This is a genomic window from Pseudomonas fluorescens (assembly GCF_902497855.1).
GTDB lineage: Bacteria > Pseudomonadota > Gammaproteobacteria > Pseudomonadales > Pseudomonadaceae > Aquipseudomonas > Aquipseudomonas fluorescens_BI.
This window is the reverse complement of record NZ_CABVHU010000001.1, coordinates 500,719-516,559: the sequence shown is the minus strand read 5'-3', so window position 1 is coordinate 516,559 and position 15,841 is coordinate 500,719. Positions and strand designations below refer to the sequence as shown.

Genomic DNA, 15,841 nt, shown 5'->3' with positions numbered 1-15,841 from the left:
ACTCTTTCCAGGCTTCCCTGACAAGAACCATCAGTCCGCGAATCTGCCCCCCGTAGGAGCGAGGCTTGCCCGCGAAGGCTGCGCACCTGACACACACCGCCTTCGCGGGCAAGCCTCGCTCCTACGGGTTTCAGGTGAGTCCTGAGAGGTAGGGCCACGGGTAGATCCCGCGTTCGTGGCCGTCGCTGAAGATCAGTTGCAGGCCGTAGCCCTGTTGGTTGAGCTCAATCACACGGATGCGCCCGTCGACTTTCACTGTCAGCCCTTGCAACCGAAACGCCCGGCACTGCGAACACGGGCATTGCCGGCGCAACTCGGCATGATCCAACACTTGCTCACGACCATCCGGCCAGTTCAGGCGCAGTTGCTGCCGGCTTGGGGAATTGCCGATCGCTACCGGGTTCATTGCAGTTGACTCAAGGCAATGCGCACGGCCTTGCGCACTTCCGGATCGCCGTCGTCCTGTGCCGCCTGCAAGGGCGCGATGGCGCCTTTATCGTTCAATTCGCCGAGGGCCAGCGCGGCTTCCTTGCGCAGGTTGCTGATGCGGTGGCCGAGGGTTTCGATCAGCGCGTCGAGGGCCGGAACGTAGCGCAAGCGACCGAGGCTGCGGGTGGCCCGCAGGCGCACTTGCCAGTAATCGTCGCCCAGGGCGTCGACCAGTGCCGGCCCGGCGTCGGCGTGTCCGACCTTGCCCAGGGTGGTGGCCGCCTCTTCGCGTACTTGCCAGGCCTGGTCCTGCAGGGCCTGGCGCAGGGCCGGCAGCACTTGGGCATCGCATGCCAGGCCCAAGGCCCCGGTGGCGGCGCGGCGGACTTCGGTGTCCGGATCGGCACTGGCCAATCGGGCCAGCGCCGGCAAGGCATCGAGCTGCTTGAGCCAGCCGAGTACGCCGACGGCTTCGCGGCGAACGCTGGCGTCTTCATCATTCAGCGCCACCACAGCCGCTTGAGCCGCCAGGGGAAACCGCAACTCGCGCAAGGCCCTGAACGCGGCGATACGCACGCTGATGTCGGCGTGCCCGGTCCACGGCAGAATCACCCGGCCCGCCGCTTCGCTCTTGAGCAGGCTGAGGCTTTGCGCGGCAGCGGCCTGCACCGCCTGAGCGGGATCGGTCAGGGCCTGGCACAGTGCTTCGACCACGGGCTCGTCCTCCCAGGCTTCCAGCAGCCGTGCCGCTTCGGCGCGGACCTCTTCGGTCGGGTCTTGCGTCAACCGGTCGACCAGCCACAGCAAGCCATCCGGTTCCTCGAGGTCGGCCAGTTCGATCAAGGCAATCCGCCGCACTCCGGGGTCTTCATCGGTCAGGCGCGGTTGCAGGGCGAGAATGTCGTCGTTATCGGTTACATCGAATAGAGAGGTCATAGGGCAAACCGCGGCAGTTTATTTTCAGGGGGAAGTCCGAGAGGGTTCAGGCGCGGCAGCTGCCGACCGTCTTCGTGACGCAGCAACTCGAGGCAATGACGCTTCAAGCGGGAGAACGCGTGGCTCGTCACCAGTTCGGTGGTGCGTGGCCGGGGGAAATCGAGGCGCAGGTCTTCGATGATCCGGCCAGGGCGCGAACTCATCACCAGCAGCCGATCGGCGAGGAACAGCGCTTCGTCGATGTCATGGGTGACGAACACCACCGTGGTGCGTATGCGCGTCCAGATGTCCAGCAGCAGTTCCTGCATGTTCAACCGGGTCAGGGCATCGAGGGCGCCGAACGGCTCGTCCATCAGCAACAGCCGAGGACGATTGATCAGCACCCGGGCGATTTCCACCCGCTGCTGCATGCCGCCGGACAGCTGATCGGGCCAGCGCTCGGCAAAACCTTCGAGGCCCACCAGAGCGAGGATTTCGTCGGCGGCCCGGTGCCGTTCGGCTTTGTCGATGCCACGCATTTTCAGGCCGAAGGCGACGTTGTCGCGCACCGTGCGCCAGGGGAACAGCGTGTGGTGCTGAAAGACCATACCGCGCTGGGGCGATGGGCCCGAGACTGGCGCACCGTCGACGTTCAGGGTGCCGGCATAGGTTTGCAGATGCCCGGCCAGCGCACCGAGCAAGGTCGATTTGCCGCAACCGGACGGTCCGAGAATACACACGAACTGCCCCGGCTCGATCTGGCAGTCCAGGCCTTGCACGGCTTCGAAGGCATGTTTGTCTTCGCCGAGGACAATGGACAATTGGCGGATGTCGATCCGCCCTTCAGGGGTTTGCATCACGCTCATCAGGCTTTTCCTCGTGGTCGGTGCCAGGGCGTGAACAACCCGCCCAGCCGTTTGATCAGCAGACTGCTGCCCATCCCGAGTACGCCGATCAGCAGCATGCCGACCACGATGTCGGCGTAGTTCTGGATGGTGTAGGACTCCCAGGTGTAATAGCCGATGCCGTACTGGCCGGAGATCATTTCCGCGGTCACCAGGCAGAACCAGGAAGTGCCCATGCCGATGGCAAGGCCAGTGATGATGCTCGGTGCGGCGCCCGGCAGGATCACTTCCAAAAGAATCGCCCGCCGCCCTGCCCCGAGGCTTTTCGCCGAGGCGATCAGCCGCGGGTCGACGCCTTCGACGCCGTGCACGGTATTGAGCAGGATCGGGAACAGCGCGCCGGTGAAGGTGATGAACACCATCGACAGCTCTGACGACGGGAACATCAGGATCGCCAGCGGAATCCAGGCCACCGCCGGAATCGGCCGCAGGACTTCCAGGGGTGGCAGCAGTAAATCTTCCGCCCATTTCGAGCGACCGATGGCCAGGCCGAGGGCAATGCCGATGATCAGCGCCGCGAGGTAACCGGCAAACACCCGGCCAAGGCTGCTGCTCAGGTGCTGGACGAGCTTGCCGGAATCGCCGAGACCGAGGGCGGCGTCGATCACCGCCAGCGGCGTCGGGACGTTGGCAAAGGTGACCAGGCCGAGGTTCCAGTGGCCACTGGCGGCGAGTTGCCAGAACACAAGGCAGAGCAGCAACGAGGCAGCTCTGGGAACCCAACGCAAATATGATCGATACACAATAATTCCTCTCAACCTTGAACCCTGTAGGAGCCCGGCTTGCCGGCGAAGGCGCCGGACCAGCCAGCATCAATGTTGAATGCCAGACCGTTTTCGTCGGCAAGCCGATCTCGCTCCTACAACGGATCTTTGGTGAACTCAATATCTTCATACGACGTCGCGCTCCCCTGTAGGAGCCGGCTTGCCGGCGAAGGCGTCGGACCAGCCAGCCTCAATGTTGAATGCAAGACCGCATTCGCCGGCAAACCGGCTCCTACACAGGGCCGCGGCGTCAGCGCACGGCAACGACCTGTGCGGTGGCATCGGTGAAGTCGAACACCTTGCCGCCCTGGGCCGTGGCGAATTGCTGGGCCTGGCCCTTCAGCAGGAACGCGCTCAGGCGCCCTTTCGCGTCACTGGCAAACCACGCCTGATCCGCCAGCAACTTGATCCCGCTGTCACTCGCCTGGGCATACACCGCGCGGATGTTTTTGCCCTCCTGCTTCAAGCTCGCCAGCGCGCTGAACGCCGACTCCGCCGAAGCGTATTGACGGACTTTCGCCTCGCCGCGCACCCAGATTTCGGCCACATGGCTGAAGTCGGTGATGGCCTTGCCGCTCAGCGCATCCACCGCTGTCAGCGGCGTCGACTCGTAATTGGCAAGCTGTGCGCTGTAATCCAGGTTCGAGGCCTTGAAGGCGGCGCGGATGTATTGATCGTCGATGAAGGTATTCAGATCGAGACCGCGGTCAGCCTTCTTCAGCAGCTTGAGGGTATCGATGGCGGTGCCGACGGCCTGGCGGTATTCCGGCTTCCAGCTCAGGTCACGGGTCTGCACCCCGAGCGGACCGTAGAACAGGTAATTGACCTCGGCATCGACCCCGGTGACCTTGGCGATCAACTCGCTGTACTTCTCGGGCTCGGCTGTCAGCAACTGATTGGCTTCGAGACTGGCGCGCAGGTAGGCGACGACAATTTCCGGGTACTTTTTCGCGTACGCCTGATCGACCAGTGCGCCATGGAACGTCGGGGCATTCGCCTGGGAACCGTCGTAGATCTTGCGGGCAAAACCCCGGCTCGGGAACAGTTCGGCGAAGGGCACGAAGTCGGCGTGGGCGTCGATCTTCCCGGCCTGCAACGCCGAGCCGGCGACCTCCGGCGGCTGGGCGATGATGTTCACGTCCTTGAGCGGGTCCCAGCCCTGGGCGGCCACGGCGCGCAGCAACATGCCATGGGCGGTGGAGGCGAACGGCACGGAAATGGTCTTGCCCTTGAGCTCGGCCAATGACTGCACCGGCGAAGCGCTCGGCACCACGATGCCGTTGCCGCTGCCCTTGATGCTGCCCGACAACACACTGATGAACAGGCTGTGCTTGCCCGCGGTTTCGAATGCCACACCGTTGAACGAACCGGGGAAATCGGCCATGGCGCCGAAGTCGAGTTTGCCGGCAACCATCTCGTTGGTCAGGGGCGCGCCGCTGGTGAAGTTCTTCCACTGCACCTCGTACTTGGCATCCTTGTAGGGGCCGTCGTGGGGCAGGTATTTGTCCAGCAGACCGAGCTCGCGAATCAACAGGCCGCCGGCGGCGCAGTTGATCGTGGTGTCCTGGGTGCCGATGGCGATGCGGATGGTTTCGGCTGACGCCGACAGGGTGAATGAAGCCAGTACCAGACCGGCTAACGATGCACGCAATAGCATAGGTAAATCCCCTCGAATCATTTTTTGGATATTCGTCTCCGCCACGATCAGGGCGTGGTGGGAAACGAGGGGTGTCTTGAAACAGGCGTCCGGTGGTTGCCGGATGGCTTTTTTGTTGTCAGGCCCGGCCTGATCGCGAGCAAGCTCGCTCCCACAGGTTTCTCTGGTGTCTGCAAAATTTGACTCGGCACAAATCCCTGTAGGAGCCGGCTTGCCGGCGAAGACGTCGGCACATTCAACATCTCTGTCACTGACACACCGCTTTCGCTGGCAAGCCAGCTCCTACAGGGTCCCGGTTTCAGCGCAACAGATAGGGTATTTCCACTTTCACCGCCCCGGTCGGGCAGTCCTTTTCACAGGGCATGCAGTACCAGCATTCGTCGAAGGCCATGTAGGCCTTTTGCGTGGCCGGGTTGATCGCCAGCAGGTCCATCGGGCAGACGTCGACGCACACGGTGCAGCCTTTATGGGCGATGCACAGGTCCTCATCGACTGTGACCGGCGCATTGGAGCGAAAGAATATTTCCTGGGGTTCATAGGCCATTTCGCGGTCTCTCTTGTGGTGAGGCTCAGGCAGCAAAGGCACCGACTCGCAGCCGGTCGTAGGCCTGCATTTCCTCGGCATCCAGCGGGATGATGTATGGCTCGACGGCTTTCTTGAAACTGCTCATCAGCCCGTTTTCATCCTTCTTCAAGTGGCAATGGCAGAACCAGTCGCTGTCGTTGCGTTGCGGGTGATCGACCCGATAGTGGTAAAGCCCCCAGCGACTCTCGGCGCGAAACAGCGAAGCGCGGGCGGCCATTTCGGCGCAATCGCGGATCATGCTGACTTCCATGGCGCGCATCAGCTCGTGGGCGTTATGGGCCTTGATCTGATCGAGATCGCGCTGGATATCGCTGAAGCGTTGCAGGCCGATCTGCATCTTCTTGGTCACCTTCGGCGGCTGCAGGTAGTCGTTCACAAAACGCCGCAGCTTGTACTCGACCTGGGCCGGTGGCAGACCGTGTTCGCGATCCAGTGGCGCATAGACCCGTGCCTTTTCCGTTTCGATCTGCTGCGCATCGACCGCTGAAAATTCGCGTCCGGCGACAAAATCCGCCGCGTTGGTGCCGGCGAACCAGCCGTAGGTGAACGCGCCAAGCATGTAGTTATGCGGCACCGCGGCCATGTCGCCCGCCGAGTACAAACCCTTGACCGACGTCTCGGCCTTCTCGTTGACCCACACCCCCGACGCCGAGTGACCGCTGCAAAAACCGATCTCCGAGATGTGCATCTCGACCATCTGCGTGCGGTAGTCAGTGCCGCGGTTGGCGTGGAACTGGCCGCGACTCGGGCGTTCGTTGCTGTGCAAGATCTCTTCGATGTTCTGGATGGTTTCCTCGGCCAGGTGATCGAGCTTGAGGAACACCGGACCGTTGCCGCTTTCGAGCTCCTGGTGGAACTCCCACATCATCTGCCCGCTCCAGTAGTCGCACTCGATGAAGCGTTCGCCCTTGTTGTTGGCGGTGTAACCGCCCAACGGACCGGTGACGTAGGCGCAGGCCGGGCCGTTGTAGTCCTTGATCAGCGGGTTGATCTGGAAGCATTCCAGGTTCGCCAGTTCCGCACCGGCGTGATAAGCCATGGCGTAACCGTCGCCGGCATTGGTCGGGTTTTCATAGGTGCCCATCAGGTAGCCGGAGGACGGCAGGCCCAAACGGCCAGCGGCACCGCACGCGAGGATCACGGCCTTGGCCTTGATCACGTGGAAATCGGCGGTGCGACAATCGAAGCCCATCAGGCCGTTGACCGCGCCTTCTTCGTCGGTCAGCAAGCGCGTGCAAACGACGCGATTGGTGATGCTGACCCGTGCCCGTTTCAATTGGCGGTACAGGACTTTCTTGATGTCATGCCCTTCCGGCATCGGCAGCACGTAGGCGCCCATGTGGTGGACCTTCTTCACCGCGTAGTCGCCGGTTTCGTCTTTCTCGAATTTCACGCCCCAGCGGTCCAGTTGCTCGATAGTCTCGAAGCTGTGGGTCGCGTAGGCATAGACCGCAGCCTGATTGACGATGCCGTCGTTGGCGATGGTGATTTCCTTGGTGTACTGCTCCGGCGTCGAGTGACCGGGAATGATCGCGTTGTTCAGGCCGTCCATGCCCATGCTGATGGCGCCGCTGCGTTTGACGTTGGCCTTGTCGATCAGCAGCACCCGCAGGTCGCGGTTGCGTTCCTTGGCCTTGATCGCCGCCATGGGCCCGGCCGTGCCGCCACCGATCACGACGATGTCGTATTCCTGCTCAAGCGTACTTCTGTTCATAGCGCTGTGGGTCATGTCTGATCCCCTTTTTGCCGGTCGATCCGCAGGCGGTACTGGAAGGCATCGCCGCGGTAGTAAAGGTGTTCGAAGTCCAGGGGCTGGCCGCTGGCGTCGTGGGTCAGGCGCTCGATGCGCATGATCGGCGAGCCGGTTTCGACGTTCAGCGCCTGGGTCAGGTCGCTGTCGGCGAGTACCGCGTCTATGGCCAGGTCGGCGTGACCGAGGGCCAGGCCGCAGTCGTTCTCGAGGATCAGGAAAATGTCGCGGGTGACCAGATCGGCCTTCTCCAGCCGCTCGCCGATGGCCTTGGGCAGGTAGGTGATTTCCAGCGAGATCGGTTCGCGATTGATCAGCCGCACCCGCTTGATCTGCGCCACAATCTCGCCTTCGGCGACCTGCAAGCGATCGGCGACGAGTTTGTCGGCCGGTATGAATTTGAAGCTGCGCAGGCGGTTGATCACCTCGTAGCCACGCCCGGTCATGGACTCGGCCAGGCCTTGCAAGGTGCTGACGTTCTGAAAGGTTTTCGGCTTGGCGACGAAAGTGCCCTTGCCGTGAATCTTGAAGATCAGGCCCTCTTTCTGCAGGTCCCCCAGCGCCTGGCGCACGGTGATGCGGCTGACCTTGAACAGCGCACCGAGCTCGCTTTCGGACGGCATCTGGCTGTCTTGCGGGTATTCGCCGTCGAGAATGCGGGCGCGCAGTACATCCCGCAGTTGGGTGTGTAGCGGAACACTGCTCAGGGATAGAACGTTATCGGTCATGGCAGATCACTTGTTATAACGAGTTATGACGTGATCTTAAAGTTCTAATGGCGGGCTTGAGAAATACTATTTGGGTATAAGGTTAGATTTCGCCGGCAACACACGGGAGCTTCAGCGAACACGGCATTGGTGGACGACGCCGATCTCCTGTAGGAGCCGGCTTGCCGGCGAAGGCTGTGGCACGGTCAGTAGAGGTGTTGACTGACAGACCGCCTTCGCCGGCAAGCCGGCTCCTACAGAGGATCTTCAGTGCGCAAAAAATTCGTGAACGACACCAATCCGTGTAGGAGCCGGCCTGGCGAAGGCGGTGGCACGTTCAGCGGCGGTGGTGGCTGACAGACCGACAGAATCAGACGACGCGCAATGCACGCAGGTCCAGACGACCGTTCTTGAGCGGCGGGCACCAGTAGTAGCCGCCAGTGATCGGCCGACTCATGCGGTACAGACCATCGGTGATGCCATCTTCCAGACCGCTCATGCGCCGCAGTTGGGCCTCGAACGCATCGAGGGAGAAACCGAAGGCGAGGAACATCAGGCCGGCGCGGTCACCTTCGATCCACGGCATCGAGCGGCGTACCACGAACGCTTCGGGAGCGAAGCTTTCCTGGGCGGTGCGTTTGACATGAGCGGAGATCGGCGCGTCGTCGAGTTCTTCGTTGTCGCTCAAGCGCCGGCCCATGATGTTGTCCTTCTCATGGGACGGCAGCGCGTGGAAGCCTTTCAGGTCGTGCTGCCACTGCTGGATCGCGGCGAAGCTGCCACCCACCTGGCCTTCCGCGCCCTCACCCACCAGCGCGGCGGCCACGGCGGCTTCGTCGTGGGGGTTTTCAGTGCCGTCTTCGTAACCGGTCAGGTCGTGCCCGGTGAGGTGGCGGAAGGTTTCGTTCATCTGCACCAGGCGCAAAGCCGGTGCCAGGGCCGCTTCGATGGCGTTGCTGCGATTGAGCAACTCGCCACGGTCGACACCGTGCAACCAGCACCACAGCGCGTGCTGGGTCGACGGATTATCGACGCCGACCCCGGTCAGTGCCGGAAAGGGGCGCAAGCCTTCGATCTGGCCGTGAAGCGCCTTGACCAGGGACTCGCCGAAACCGACCACTGCCGACTTGCCGTCCACCAGCTGCATCAAGTTGTCGAGCGCGGCCGGGAGTGCAGCGGCGGATTCCAGGGCGAAGAACATATGACGGGCTTGAGGTGGGACTGGGGTGGCGAGAATGCCCGGCTGGTAGTGGCTCATATGAACTCCTTTGGAAAGAGCGTGAAGTTTACCCGCAGCGTTGGCCGTTGTGTGTTCTCGGGGCAAAAGATTGCTGCCTCGTTGCACGGCGCAAGTGTCTTTTAAACAATCATGACAGCCAGCATGCCGGGGGTCATGACAATAGGTGCAGCGATCTGGTAAAACGTTTCAGCTGCACTGATCGAACACGCAACCTGCAAAGAGTTTCAAACCACTGCGCGACTGTTTTACGGCCTGGCGCCACTACTTTCGGCAGCCGCGTCGTGATCAGGCCTTGACCTGGTCACAGTGCATAGCGATAACAGACCATATCCGCATCACCCAATCCAGACGGGGTAGCGACATGACCACAGCACAGATCCTTGGCAACCTGTTTCCCTCTGCCGGCGACATCCCGGAAAAATACCGCCTCGACGGCCAGATCGAGCAGCGTGAATACCTGGTCGACGGCGAGCTGAAAACCTGGCCAGGCGCCCTCGCCCAGGTCCGCAGCCCGGTGTACCTGGCCGGTGCGAACGGCGACGAACAAGTCATCCTCGGCAGCACGCCTTTGCTCGACGCGGACACTGCATTGACGGCCCTCGACGCCGCCGTCCGCGCCTATGACCGGGGTCAGGGGTTGTGGCCGACCATGCGCGTGGCCGAGCGGATCCAGCACGTCGAAACCTTCCTCGGCCACATGCGCGAACAGCGTGAAGCGGTGGTCAAGCTGTTGATGTGGGAGATCGGCAAGAACCTCAAGGACTCGGAAAAGGAATTCGACCGCACCTGCGACTACATCGTCGACACCGTCAACGCCCTGAAGGAACTCGACCGCCGCTCCAGTCGCTTCGAGCTGGAACAGGACACCCTCGGCCAGATCCGCCGCGTGCCCATGGGCGTGGCGTTGTGCATGGGGCCTTACAACTACCCGTTGAACGAGACCTTCACCACGCTGATTCCGGCACTGATCATGGGCAACACCGTGGTGTTCAAACCGGCCAAACTCGGCGTGCTGTTGATCCGTCCATTGCTGGAGGCCTTCCGCGACAGCTTCCCGGCCGGGGTGATCAACGTGATCTACGGCAGCGGCCGCGAGACCGTCAGCGCGCTGATGGCCAGCGGCAAGATCGACATCTTTGCGTTTATCGGCACCAACAAGGCCGCCAGCGACCTGAAAAAACTGCACCCAAGGCCGCACCGTCTGCGCGCGGCGCTGGGTCTGGATGCAAAGAACCCTGGCATCATCCTGCCTGAGGTGGATCTGGACAACGCCGTGAACGAAGCCGTCACCGGTTCCCTGTCCTTCAACGGTCAGCGCTGCACCGCGCTGAAAATCCTCTTCGTCCACGAAGATGTGGTCGAGGCCTTCATCGATAAATTCAACGCCAAACTCGCCACGCTCAAACCCGGCATGCCGTGGGACAGCGGTGTCGCGCTGACGCCGTTGCCGGAGGCGAGCAAGGTCGATTACCTGCACTCGCTGGTGGCCGATGCGGTGAGCAAAGGCGCCGCCGTGGTCAACCCCAACGGCGGTGAAGCCCGCGCCTCGTTCTTCTACCCCGCCGTGTTGTACCCGGTGACGCCGCAGATGCGCGTCTACCAGGAAGAACAGTTCGGGCCGGTGGTGCCGATCGTGCCTTACCGGCATCTGGACACGGTGATCGACTACGTCCTGGAATCGGACTTCGGCCAGCAGCTGAGCATCTTCGGCACCAACCCGGTGGCGGTGGGCCGGCTGGTGGACACCTTCGCCAACCAGGTCGGGCGGATCAACCTCAACGCCCAGTGCCAGCGCGGGCCGGACACCTACCCGTTCAACGGCCGCAAGAACTCCGCCGAAGGTACGCTGTCGGTACATGATGCGCTGCGGGTGTTTTCGATTCGTACCCTGGTGGCGACCAAATTCCAGGAAACCAACAAGGAACTCATCAGCGACATCATCAGCGGACGCAGTTCGAGTTTCCTGACCACCGATTACATCTTCTGAGGAGATCAAGCCTGAGCACATTCAGAGCCAACCGACTGCCACCACTGCTGCGCCGGATGCTGCGTCCGTTACTGGACCCGTACCGGCGCTATCGCCACGCCAGGCTGATCCACGCGGTACGCGTATCGCTTGGGTTGCTGGCCACGATCCTGCTGACCACCGGGATCAACCTGCCCCACGGTGAGTGGGCCTCGGTGACGATGCTGGTGGTGATCGGCGGCTTGCAGCATCACGGCAATATCGGCAAAAAGTCCGCCGAGCGCGCCATCGGCACCTTGATCGGTGCCGCTGTCGGTCTGGCGCTGGTGGCACAAGAGGCCTGGCTCGGCATGCCATGGCTGACCTATTTCGCGATGGCCGTGGTGTGCGGGTTCTTCTCGTACCACGCCATCGGCAAGGGGGGTTACACCGCACTGTTGTCGGCGATTACCGTGTTCATCGTCGCCGGCCACGGCGACAATCCAGTCACCGACGGCTTATGGCGCGGGGTCGACATCCTGATCGGCATTGCCCTGGCCCTGGCGTTTTCCTTCGCCCTGCCGCTGTACGCGGTCTACTCCTGGCGCTACAACCTGGCCGATGCCTTGCGCGACTGCGCGGCGATCCACGCACGCATCATCAATGGCCAGTCGGTCAGCGATGACGAATATCACAAAATCATGGGCCGCCTGAACACGGTGATGCTGCAACTGCGCTCGCTGATGCCGTCGGTGTCCAAGGAAGTGAAGATTTCCATGACCGAACTCGATGCCATCCAGCGCCATCTGCGCCTGTGTATCAGCACCCTGGAGATCCTCGGCAATACCCGGCCGGATGCCAGCGATCCCGTGGCCATGGCCAATCTGCAATCGACGCTCAAAGCCGAGCATCGGCTGGTTCGGGTGCAGTTGATCGGCATGGCCCGGGCGTTGAAATCAGGCGCCACCCAGCGCCTCAGTCGCCCCGCCGAACTGCCGACCGATGCCAGCCTGGATGCCCCTGTCTATAACGCCCTGGACGGCTACCGGTTGCTGAACCGCCAGTTGGCCGCCAACATCGGCCAGATGCGCCAGCGCCTGGCCAAGACCGCACCGCGCTGGAACATCTGACGCCGGTTCATGGCGTGACCGTGCGCCGCCATTTCAGGGTCCAGCCCTGCTGCATGCCGGCAGCCGCCAGCAGAATCGCGGCGACACCCAGCCATTGCAGGGGCTCCAGGCGATGGCCAAAGGCAAACCAGTCGACGAAGATCGCCGCAATCGGGTAGATGAACGACAACGCACCGGTCAGTGCCGTCGGCAGTTTCTGAATGGCGCCGTACAGCAGCACGTACATCACGCCGGTGTGGACGATACCCAGGGTCACCAGGCTGGCCCAGGCGCTCGGTGCTTGCGGCAGCGCCGAGAAGTGCGCGAACGGCGCGAGCAGCAGCACGCCGGTGCTGACCTGGATCAGCGCGATCAGATGCGGCGGCGTACCGGTCAGGCGCTTGATGATCAGCGCCGCAATCGCATAAAGGAACGCAGCCCCCAGCGCCAGGGCGATGCCCATCAGGTAATCGTTGCCGCTTCCACCCTGGTCGCCATGGGCGCTGACAATGGCCAGCATCCCCAAAAACGAGATGCCCAGCCAGAACAGCTTCTGCAGGGTGATTTTCTCGTTGAGGAATAACGCCGCCAACCCCACCAGCATGAACGGCTGAACGTTGTACACCGCGGTACCGATGGCAATCGAGGCGCGGGAGTAAGACGCGAACAGCAATACCCAGTTGCCGACAATCGCCACGCCGCTGAACACGGCCAGCAAGAAGGTGGTGCGGGTCAGGATGCCGGGGCGCAGGAAGCCGAATGCCGCGCAAATCAGCAGCAAGGTACCGGCGCCGAACACGCAGCGCCAGAACACCACGTCCAGCACCGGTTGCCCGGACACCAGCACGAACCAGCCGATGGTCCCGGAAATCAGCATGGCGGCGGTCATTTCGAATGAGCCGCGACGTATAGTCTTGTCCATCATCAGACTCCTGTGTTTGAGCCCAAAGTATGCCCATTCGCCGGGGGGCTTCTCCAGCGCAAAAATCAGGCTAAACTCGGTTTCTGCCTTTTTTATCAAGGCGGGTCCGATGAATTGCCTAATCGAGGATTTCGCCATGACCGATGACATCGACCAGGTGCTGATCTCGGCCTTGATGGAGGACTCGCGGCGCTCGCTCAAGGCCCTGGCGAACATCAGCGGGCTGTCCTCGCCCAGTGTCGCCGAGCGTCTGCGCCGCCTTGAGGAGCGGGGTGTGCTCAAGGGCTATACGGTGGAGATCGATCCACGATGCTTCGGCTATCAGCTGCAGGCTATCGTCCGCATTCGCCCGCTGCCGGGGCAGTTGCAGGAGGTGGAGCGGCAGATCCAGGCGATCCCTGAGTTCACCGAGTGCGACAAGGTTACTGGGGACGACTGTTTTATTGCTCGCCTGCATGTGCGCTCGATGGAGCAGCTCGACACCCTCCTCGACCGTCTCAATAGCCACGCCGAAACCAATACTGCGATCGTCAAGAAGACCCCGGTCAAGCGGCGGCTGCCGCCGATGGCGTTGTGATGCGTGGCGGGTTTGTTTGATCGTGTACATATCCGTTGCTGCGGTCACGGCTACTTAGGGTTCCGCCCTGACGGCGGGTCACTTTGAAAAGCGCAAAGTAACCAAACGCTCTTGCCCCTGTCGTTCGGTGCCTCGCCTAGGCTCGGCATGCCCTCGCTCCGGTCCTGCTCCGTGGGCCCGCCGCCATCGGCCATCCATGGCCGGGGGCGGCTAACCCGGCATCCATGCCGGGTTGCCCACTGCGCAGAACCTCCACTCGGCCTCTCGAGGGGGCGTGCACCGCCAAAGCAAAAGCAAAAGCCGAACCGAGGCGGCCTACCGGCCGACCTGGCTCTCTAATCCGCACGCAATCCAACTGTAGGAGCCGGCTTGCCGGCGAAGGCGCCCTGACAGACGCCCCATCCAATTCGACCGTACTCAATCCCCTCTGCAGGAGCTGCCGCAGGCTACGATCTTTTGATCTCGCCATTGCCCTTCCTCAGTACGAGCTATCGCCCTCTCCCCCTTGTCGCTCCATAAAAACCCAATAAAAAACCCGCCGAAGCGGGTTTTTTTACTCAACGCCAGCGATCAATCATCGCGGCTCATGATGCCGAAGATCTGCAACAGGCTGATGAACAGGTTGTAGATCGATACATACAGGCTGATGGTCGCCATGATGTAGTTACGCTCGCCGCCGTGGATGATGGCGCTGGTCTGGAACAGAATGCAGACCGAGGAGAACAGCACGAAACCTGCGCTGATCGCCAGTTGCAGGCCGCTGATCTGGAAGAAGAAGCTGGCCACCACCGCACCCAGCAACACGAAGAAACCCGCAGTGATGAAGCCACTGAGGAAACTCATGTCCTTGCGGGAGATCAGCACATAGGCCGACAGGCCGCCGAACACCAGCGCGGTCATCGCGAAGGCCGAGCTCACGACCTCGGCGCCTCCTTGCATGCCCAGGTAACGGTTGAGGATCGGGCCGAGCAGGAAACCCATGAAACCGGTCAGGGCAAATGCCGACACCAGGCCCCAGGCGGAATCACGGAGCTTGTTGGTCAGGAAGAAAAGGCCGTAGAAACCGATCAGCACCACGAAGATGTTCGGGTAGCCGACACGCATCTGCTGGGCGACATACGCCATCACGCCGCTGAATGCGAGGGTGAGGGCGAGTAAGCCGTAAGTGTTGCGCAGGACGCGGCTAACCTCTAGCTGCTCAGCCTGCACGCTGTTATTAACTGCGTAATCCTGTTCGCGCATGGCGACACTCCTGTTGGTTTGAAACGTTCAGTCGCAAAGATCATAACAGACGCTCTGTAACAAGCTACGAAGAGAGTTTGACAGTGTGTTTCATTCAGGTATTATGGCGCCCGCAACGCAAACGGAGGTGTGGCCGAGTGGTTTAAGGCAACGGTCTTGAAAACCGTCGACTGTAACAGGTCCATGAGTTCGAATCCCATCGCCTCCGCCATCTTTATACGACAAAGCCCTGATTTTTCAGGGCTTTGTCGTTTCTGGGGTTTGGTCCAAGGACGCCAACCGGTGAGGCGCTCCATAACTCGACTGTCGAAACCCTCCTCCGGCGTCCTACCAGTTGAACACAATCCCTCCATACCACATCCCGAACCCAATGAAGCCCAGAACCAGTCTGGGCTTCATTCCTGGAACAAGCAGCAAGCATCGAGCCCACCAGCAAATTTGCTCAGTATAGTGATATTGCACATTGCGTTATGTCTCCACCCGGATACAATTGAGGCATGACGCTCATTATCCAACAGACTGACACCTTCAATCGCTGGCTACTCCGCTTGCGGGATCTCAAGGCTAAGGCCTCCATCATCCGACGCATGGCTCGCGCGAAGGATGGCGGGCTGGGTGACGTAAAGCCTGTAGGAGGAGGCGTCTGCGAAATGCGTCTGGAGGTTGGACCGGCTTACCGGTTGTACTTCACTCGGCGCGGTGAAGTGGTTGTCGTGCTGCTGTGCGGCGGGGATAAATCATCCCAGTCGCGCGATATTGAGCTGGCCAAAAAGCTGGCGGGAGAGATTGAATGAAACCTGTAATTACTGAGTTCGACCCGGCCGCCTACCTCGATAGCGATGAGATGATCAGTGAATACCTGTCTCAGGTCTTGGCCGGCGGCGATACCGATGAACTGATCCGCGCTGTTGGTCATGTAGCAAAAGCCCGAGGCATGGCGCAGATCGCCAAAGACTCAGGTCTTGGTCGTGCCAGCTTGTACAAGGCGTTCGCGCCAGGCGCCAAACCTCGCTTCGACACCGTAGTGAAGGTGATGCGCGCGATGGGTGTTGAGTTGCACGCACAGCCAGTGCACGGCTGATGCCATAGCAAG

16 protein-coding genes and 1 tRNA gene are annotated in these 15,841 nt (G+C 61.5%); 6 read left to right on the top strand and 11 right to left on the bottom strand.

The window, feature by feature from the left end:
* Positions 1-130: 130 nt before the first annotated feature.
* The 9 genes from F8N96_RS02490 to F8N96_RS02450 all read right to left on the bottom strand — a co-directional run bounded on the left by F8N96_RS02490 (position 131) and on the right by F8N96_RS02450 (position 8,971).
* A complete protein-coding gene (locus tag F8N96_RS02490; RefSeq protein ID WP_150796418.1) occupies positions 131-406 on the bottom strand; it encodes a DUF971 domain-containing protein in 276 nt (91 codons plus the stop codon).
* Entirely contained in the window at positions 403-1,365 is a 963-nt protein-coding gene (locus tag F8N96_RS02485) for a HEAT repeat domain-containing protein (RefSeq protein WP_150796417.1), read from the bottom strand. The genes F8N96_RS02490 and F8N96_RS02485 overlap by 4 nt, the downstream gene beginning before the upstream one ends.
* Entirely contained in the window at positions 1,362-2,210 is an 849-nt protein-coding gene (locus F8N96_RS02480; RefSeq protein ID WP_150796416.1) for an ABC transporter ATP-binding protein, read from the bottom strand. The genes F8N96_RS02485 and F8N96_RS02480 overlap by 4 nt, the downstream gene beginning before the upstream one ends.
* Entirely contained in the window at positions 2,210-2,992 is a 783-nt protein-coding gene (locus F8N96_RS02475; protein WP_150796415.1) for an ABC transporter permease, read from the bottom strand. Before F8N96_RS02475 ends, F8N96_RS02480 begins: the two co-directional genes overlap by 1 nt.
* A 271-nt stretch (positions 2,993-3,263) precedes the next feature.
* Complete coding sequence (locus tag F8N96_RS02470) at positions 3,264-4,670, bottom strand: ABC transporter substrate-binding protein (RefSeq protein ID WP_150796414.1); 1,407 nt, start codon at positions 4,668-4,670, stop codon at positions 3,264-3,266.
* A 298-nt stretch (positions 4,671-4,968) separates the two neighbouring features.
* Positions 4,969-5,214 carry a ferredoxin family protein gene (locus F8N96_RS02465; protein ID WP_150796413.1) on the bottom strand — a complete coding sequence of 82 codons (246 nt, stop codon included), beginning with the start codon at positions 5,212-5,214 and terminating at the stop codon, positions 4,969-4,971.
* Positions 5,215-5,239: 25 nt separating this feature from the next.
* Complete coding sequence (locus F8N96_RS02460) at positions 5,240-6,970, bottom strand: fumarate reductase/succinate dehydrogenase flavoprotein subunit (RefSeq protein ID WP_150796858.1); 1,731 nt, start codon at positions 6,968-6,970, stop codon at positions 5,240-5,242.
* Between the two features lie 11 nt (positions 6,971-6,981).
* Complete coding sequence (locus tag F8N96_RS02455) at positions 6,982-7,734, bottom strand: GntR family transcriptional regulator (protein WP_150796412.1); 753 nt, start codon at positions 7,732-7,734, stop codon at positions 6,982-6,984.
* Between the two features lie 349 nt (positions 7,735-8,083).
* The gene (locus F8N96_RS02450; protein ID WP_150796411.1) at positions 8,084-8,971 is read right to left on the bottom strand and encodes a Dyp-type peroxidase; all 888 of its coding nucleotides are present in this window, start codon (positions 8,969-8,971) and stop codon (positions 8,084-8,086) included.
* Positions 8,972-9,314: 343 nt separating this feature from the next.
* On the opposite strand from F8N96_RS02450, the gene F8N96_RS02445 reads away from it, so the two are divergent.
* Together F8N96_RS02445 and F8N96_RS02440 are read left to right on the top strand one after the other, a co-directional pair.
* Positions 9,315-10,940 (top strand): NADP-dependent glyceraldehyde-3-phosphate dehydrogenase, encoded by a 1,626-nt coding sequence (locus F8N96_RS02445; protein WP_150796410.1) that lies wholly within the window; start codon positions 9,315-9,317, stop codon positions 10,938-10,940.
* Between the two features lie 56 nt (positions 10,941-10,996).
* Positions 10,997-12,028 (top strand): FUSC family protein, encoded by a 1,032-nt coding sequence (locus tag F8N96_RS02440; RefSeq protein ID WP_150796409.1) that lies wholly within the window; start codon positions 10,997-10,999, stop codon positions 12,026-12,028.
* 7 nt (positions 12,029-12,035) lie between these two features.
* On the opposite strand, the gene F8N96_RS02435 is transcribed toward F8N96_RS02440, so the two are convergent.
* Positions 12,036-12,929, bottom strand: a complete 894-nt coding sequence (locus F8N96_RS02435; protein WP_150796408.1) for a DMT family transporter — start codon at positions 12,927-12,929, stop codon at positions 12,036-12,038.
* A gap of 136 nt (positions 12,930-13,065) precedes the next feature.
* Between F8N96_RS02435 and F8N96_RS02430 the strand changes: the two genes are divergently transcribed.
* Complete coding sequence (locus F8N96_RS02430) at positions 13,066-13,506, top strand: Lrp/AsnC family transcriptional regulator (RefSeq protein ID WP_150796407.1); 441 nt, start codon at positions 13,066-13,068, stop codon at positions 13,504-13,506.
* 570 nt (positions 13,507-14,076) lie between these two features.
* Here the strand turns inward: F8N96_RS02430 and F8N96_RS02425 are convergent.
* On the bottom strand, positions 14,077-14,748 hold the full coding sequence (locus F8N96_RS02425; RefSeq protein ID WP_064677351.1) for a Bax inhibitor-1/YccA family protein: 672 nt from the start codon (positions 14,746-14,748) through the stop codon (positions 14,077-14,079).
* Between the two features lie 123 nt (positions 14,749-14,871).
* On the opposite strand from F8N96_RS02425, the gene F8N96_RS02420 reads away from it, so the two are divergent.
* The 3 genes from F8N96_RS02420 (at position 14,872) to F8N96_RS02410 (ending at position 15,829) form a co-directional block, all read left to right on the top strand.
* A tRNA-Ser gene (locus F8N96_RS02420) sits at positions 14,872-14,959 on the top strand.
* Between the two features lie 286 nt (positions 14,960-15,245).
* Positions 15,246-15,542, top strand: coding sequence for a type II toxin-antitoxin system RelE/ParE family toxin (locus F8N96_RS02415; RefSeq protein ID WP_150796406.1), 297 nt, complete (start codon positions 15,246-15,248; stop codon positions 15,540-15,542).
* Positions 15,539-15,829: an addiction module antidote protein gene (locus tag F8N96_RS02410; RefSeq protein WP_150796405.1), complete on the top strand. Its 291-nt coding sequence runs from the start codon at positions 15,539-15,541 to the stop codon at positions 15,827-15,829. Before F8N96_RS02415 ends, F8N96_RS02410 begins: the two co-directional genes overlap by 4 nt.
* Positions 15,830-15,841: the final 12 nt, after the last annotated feature.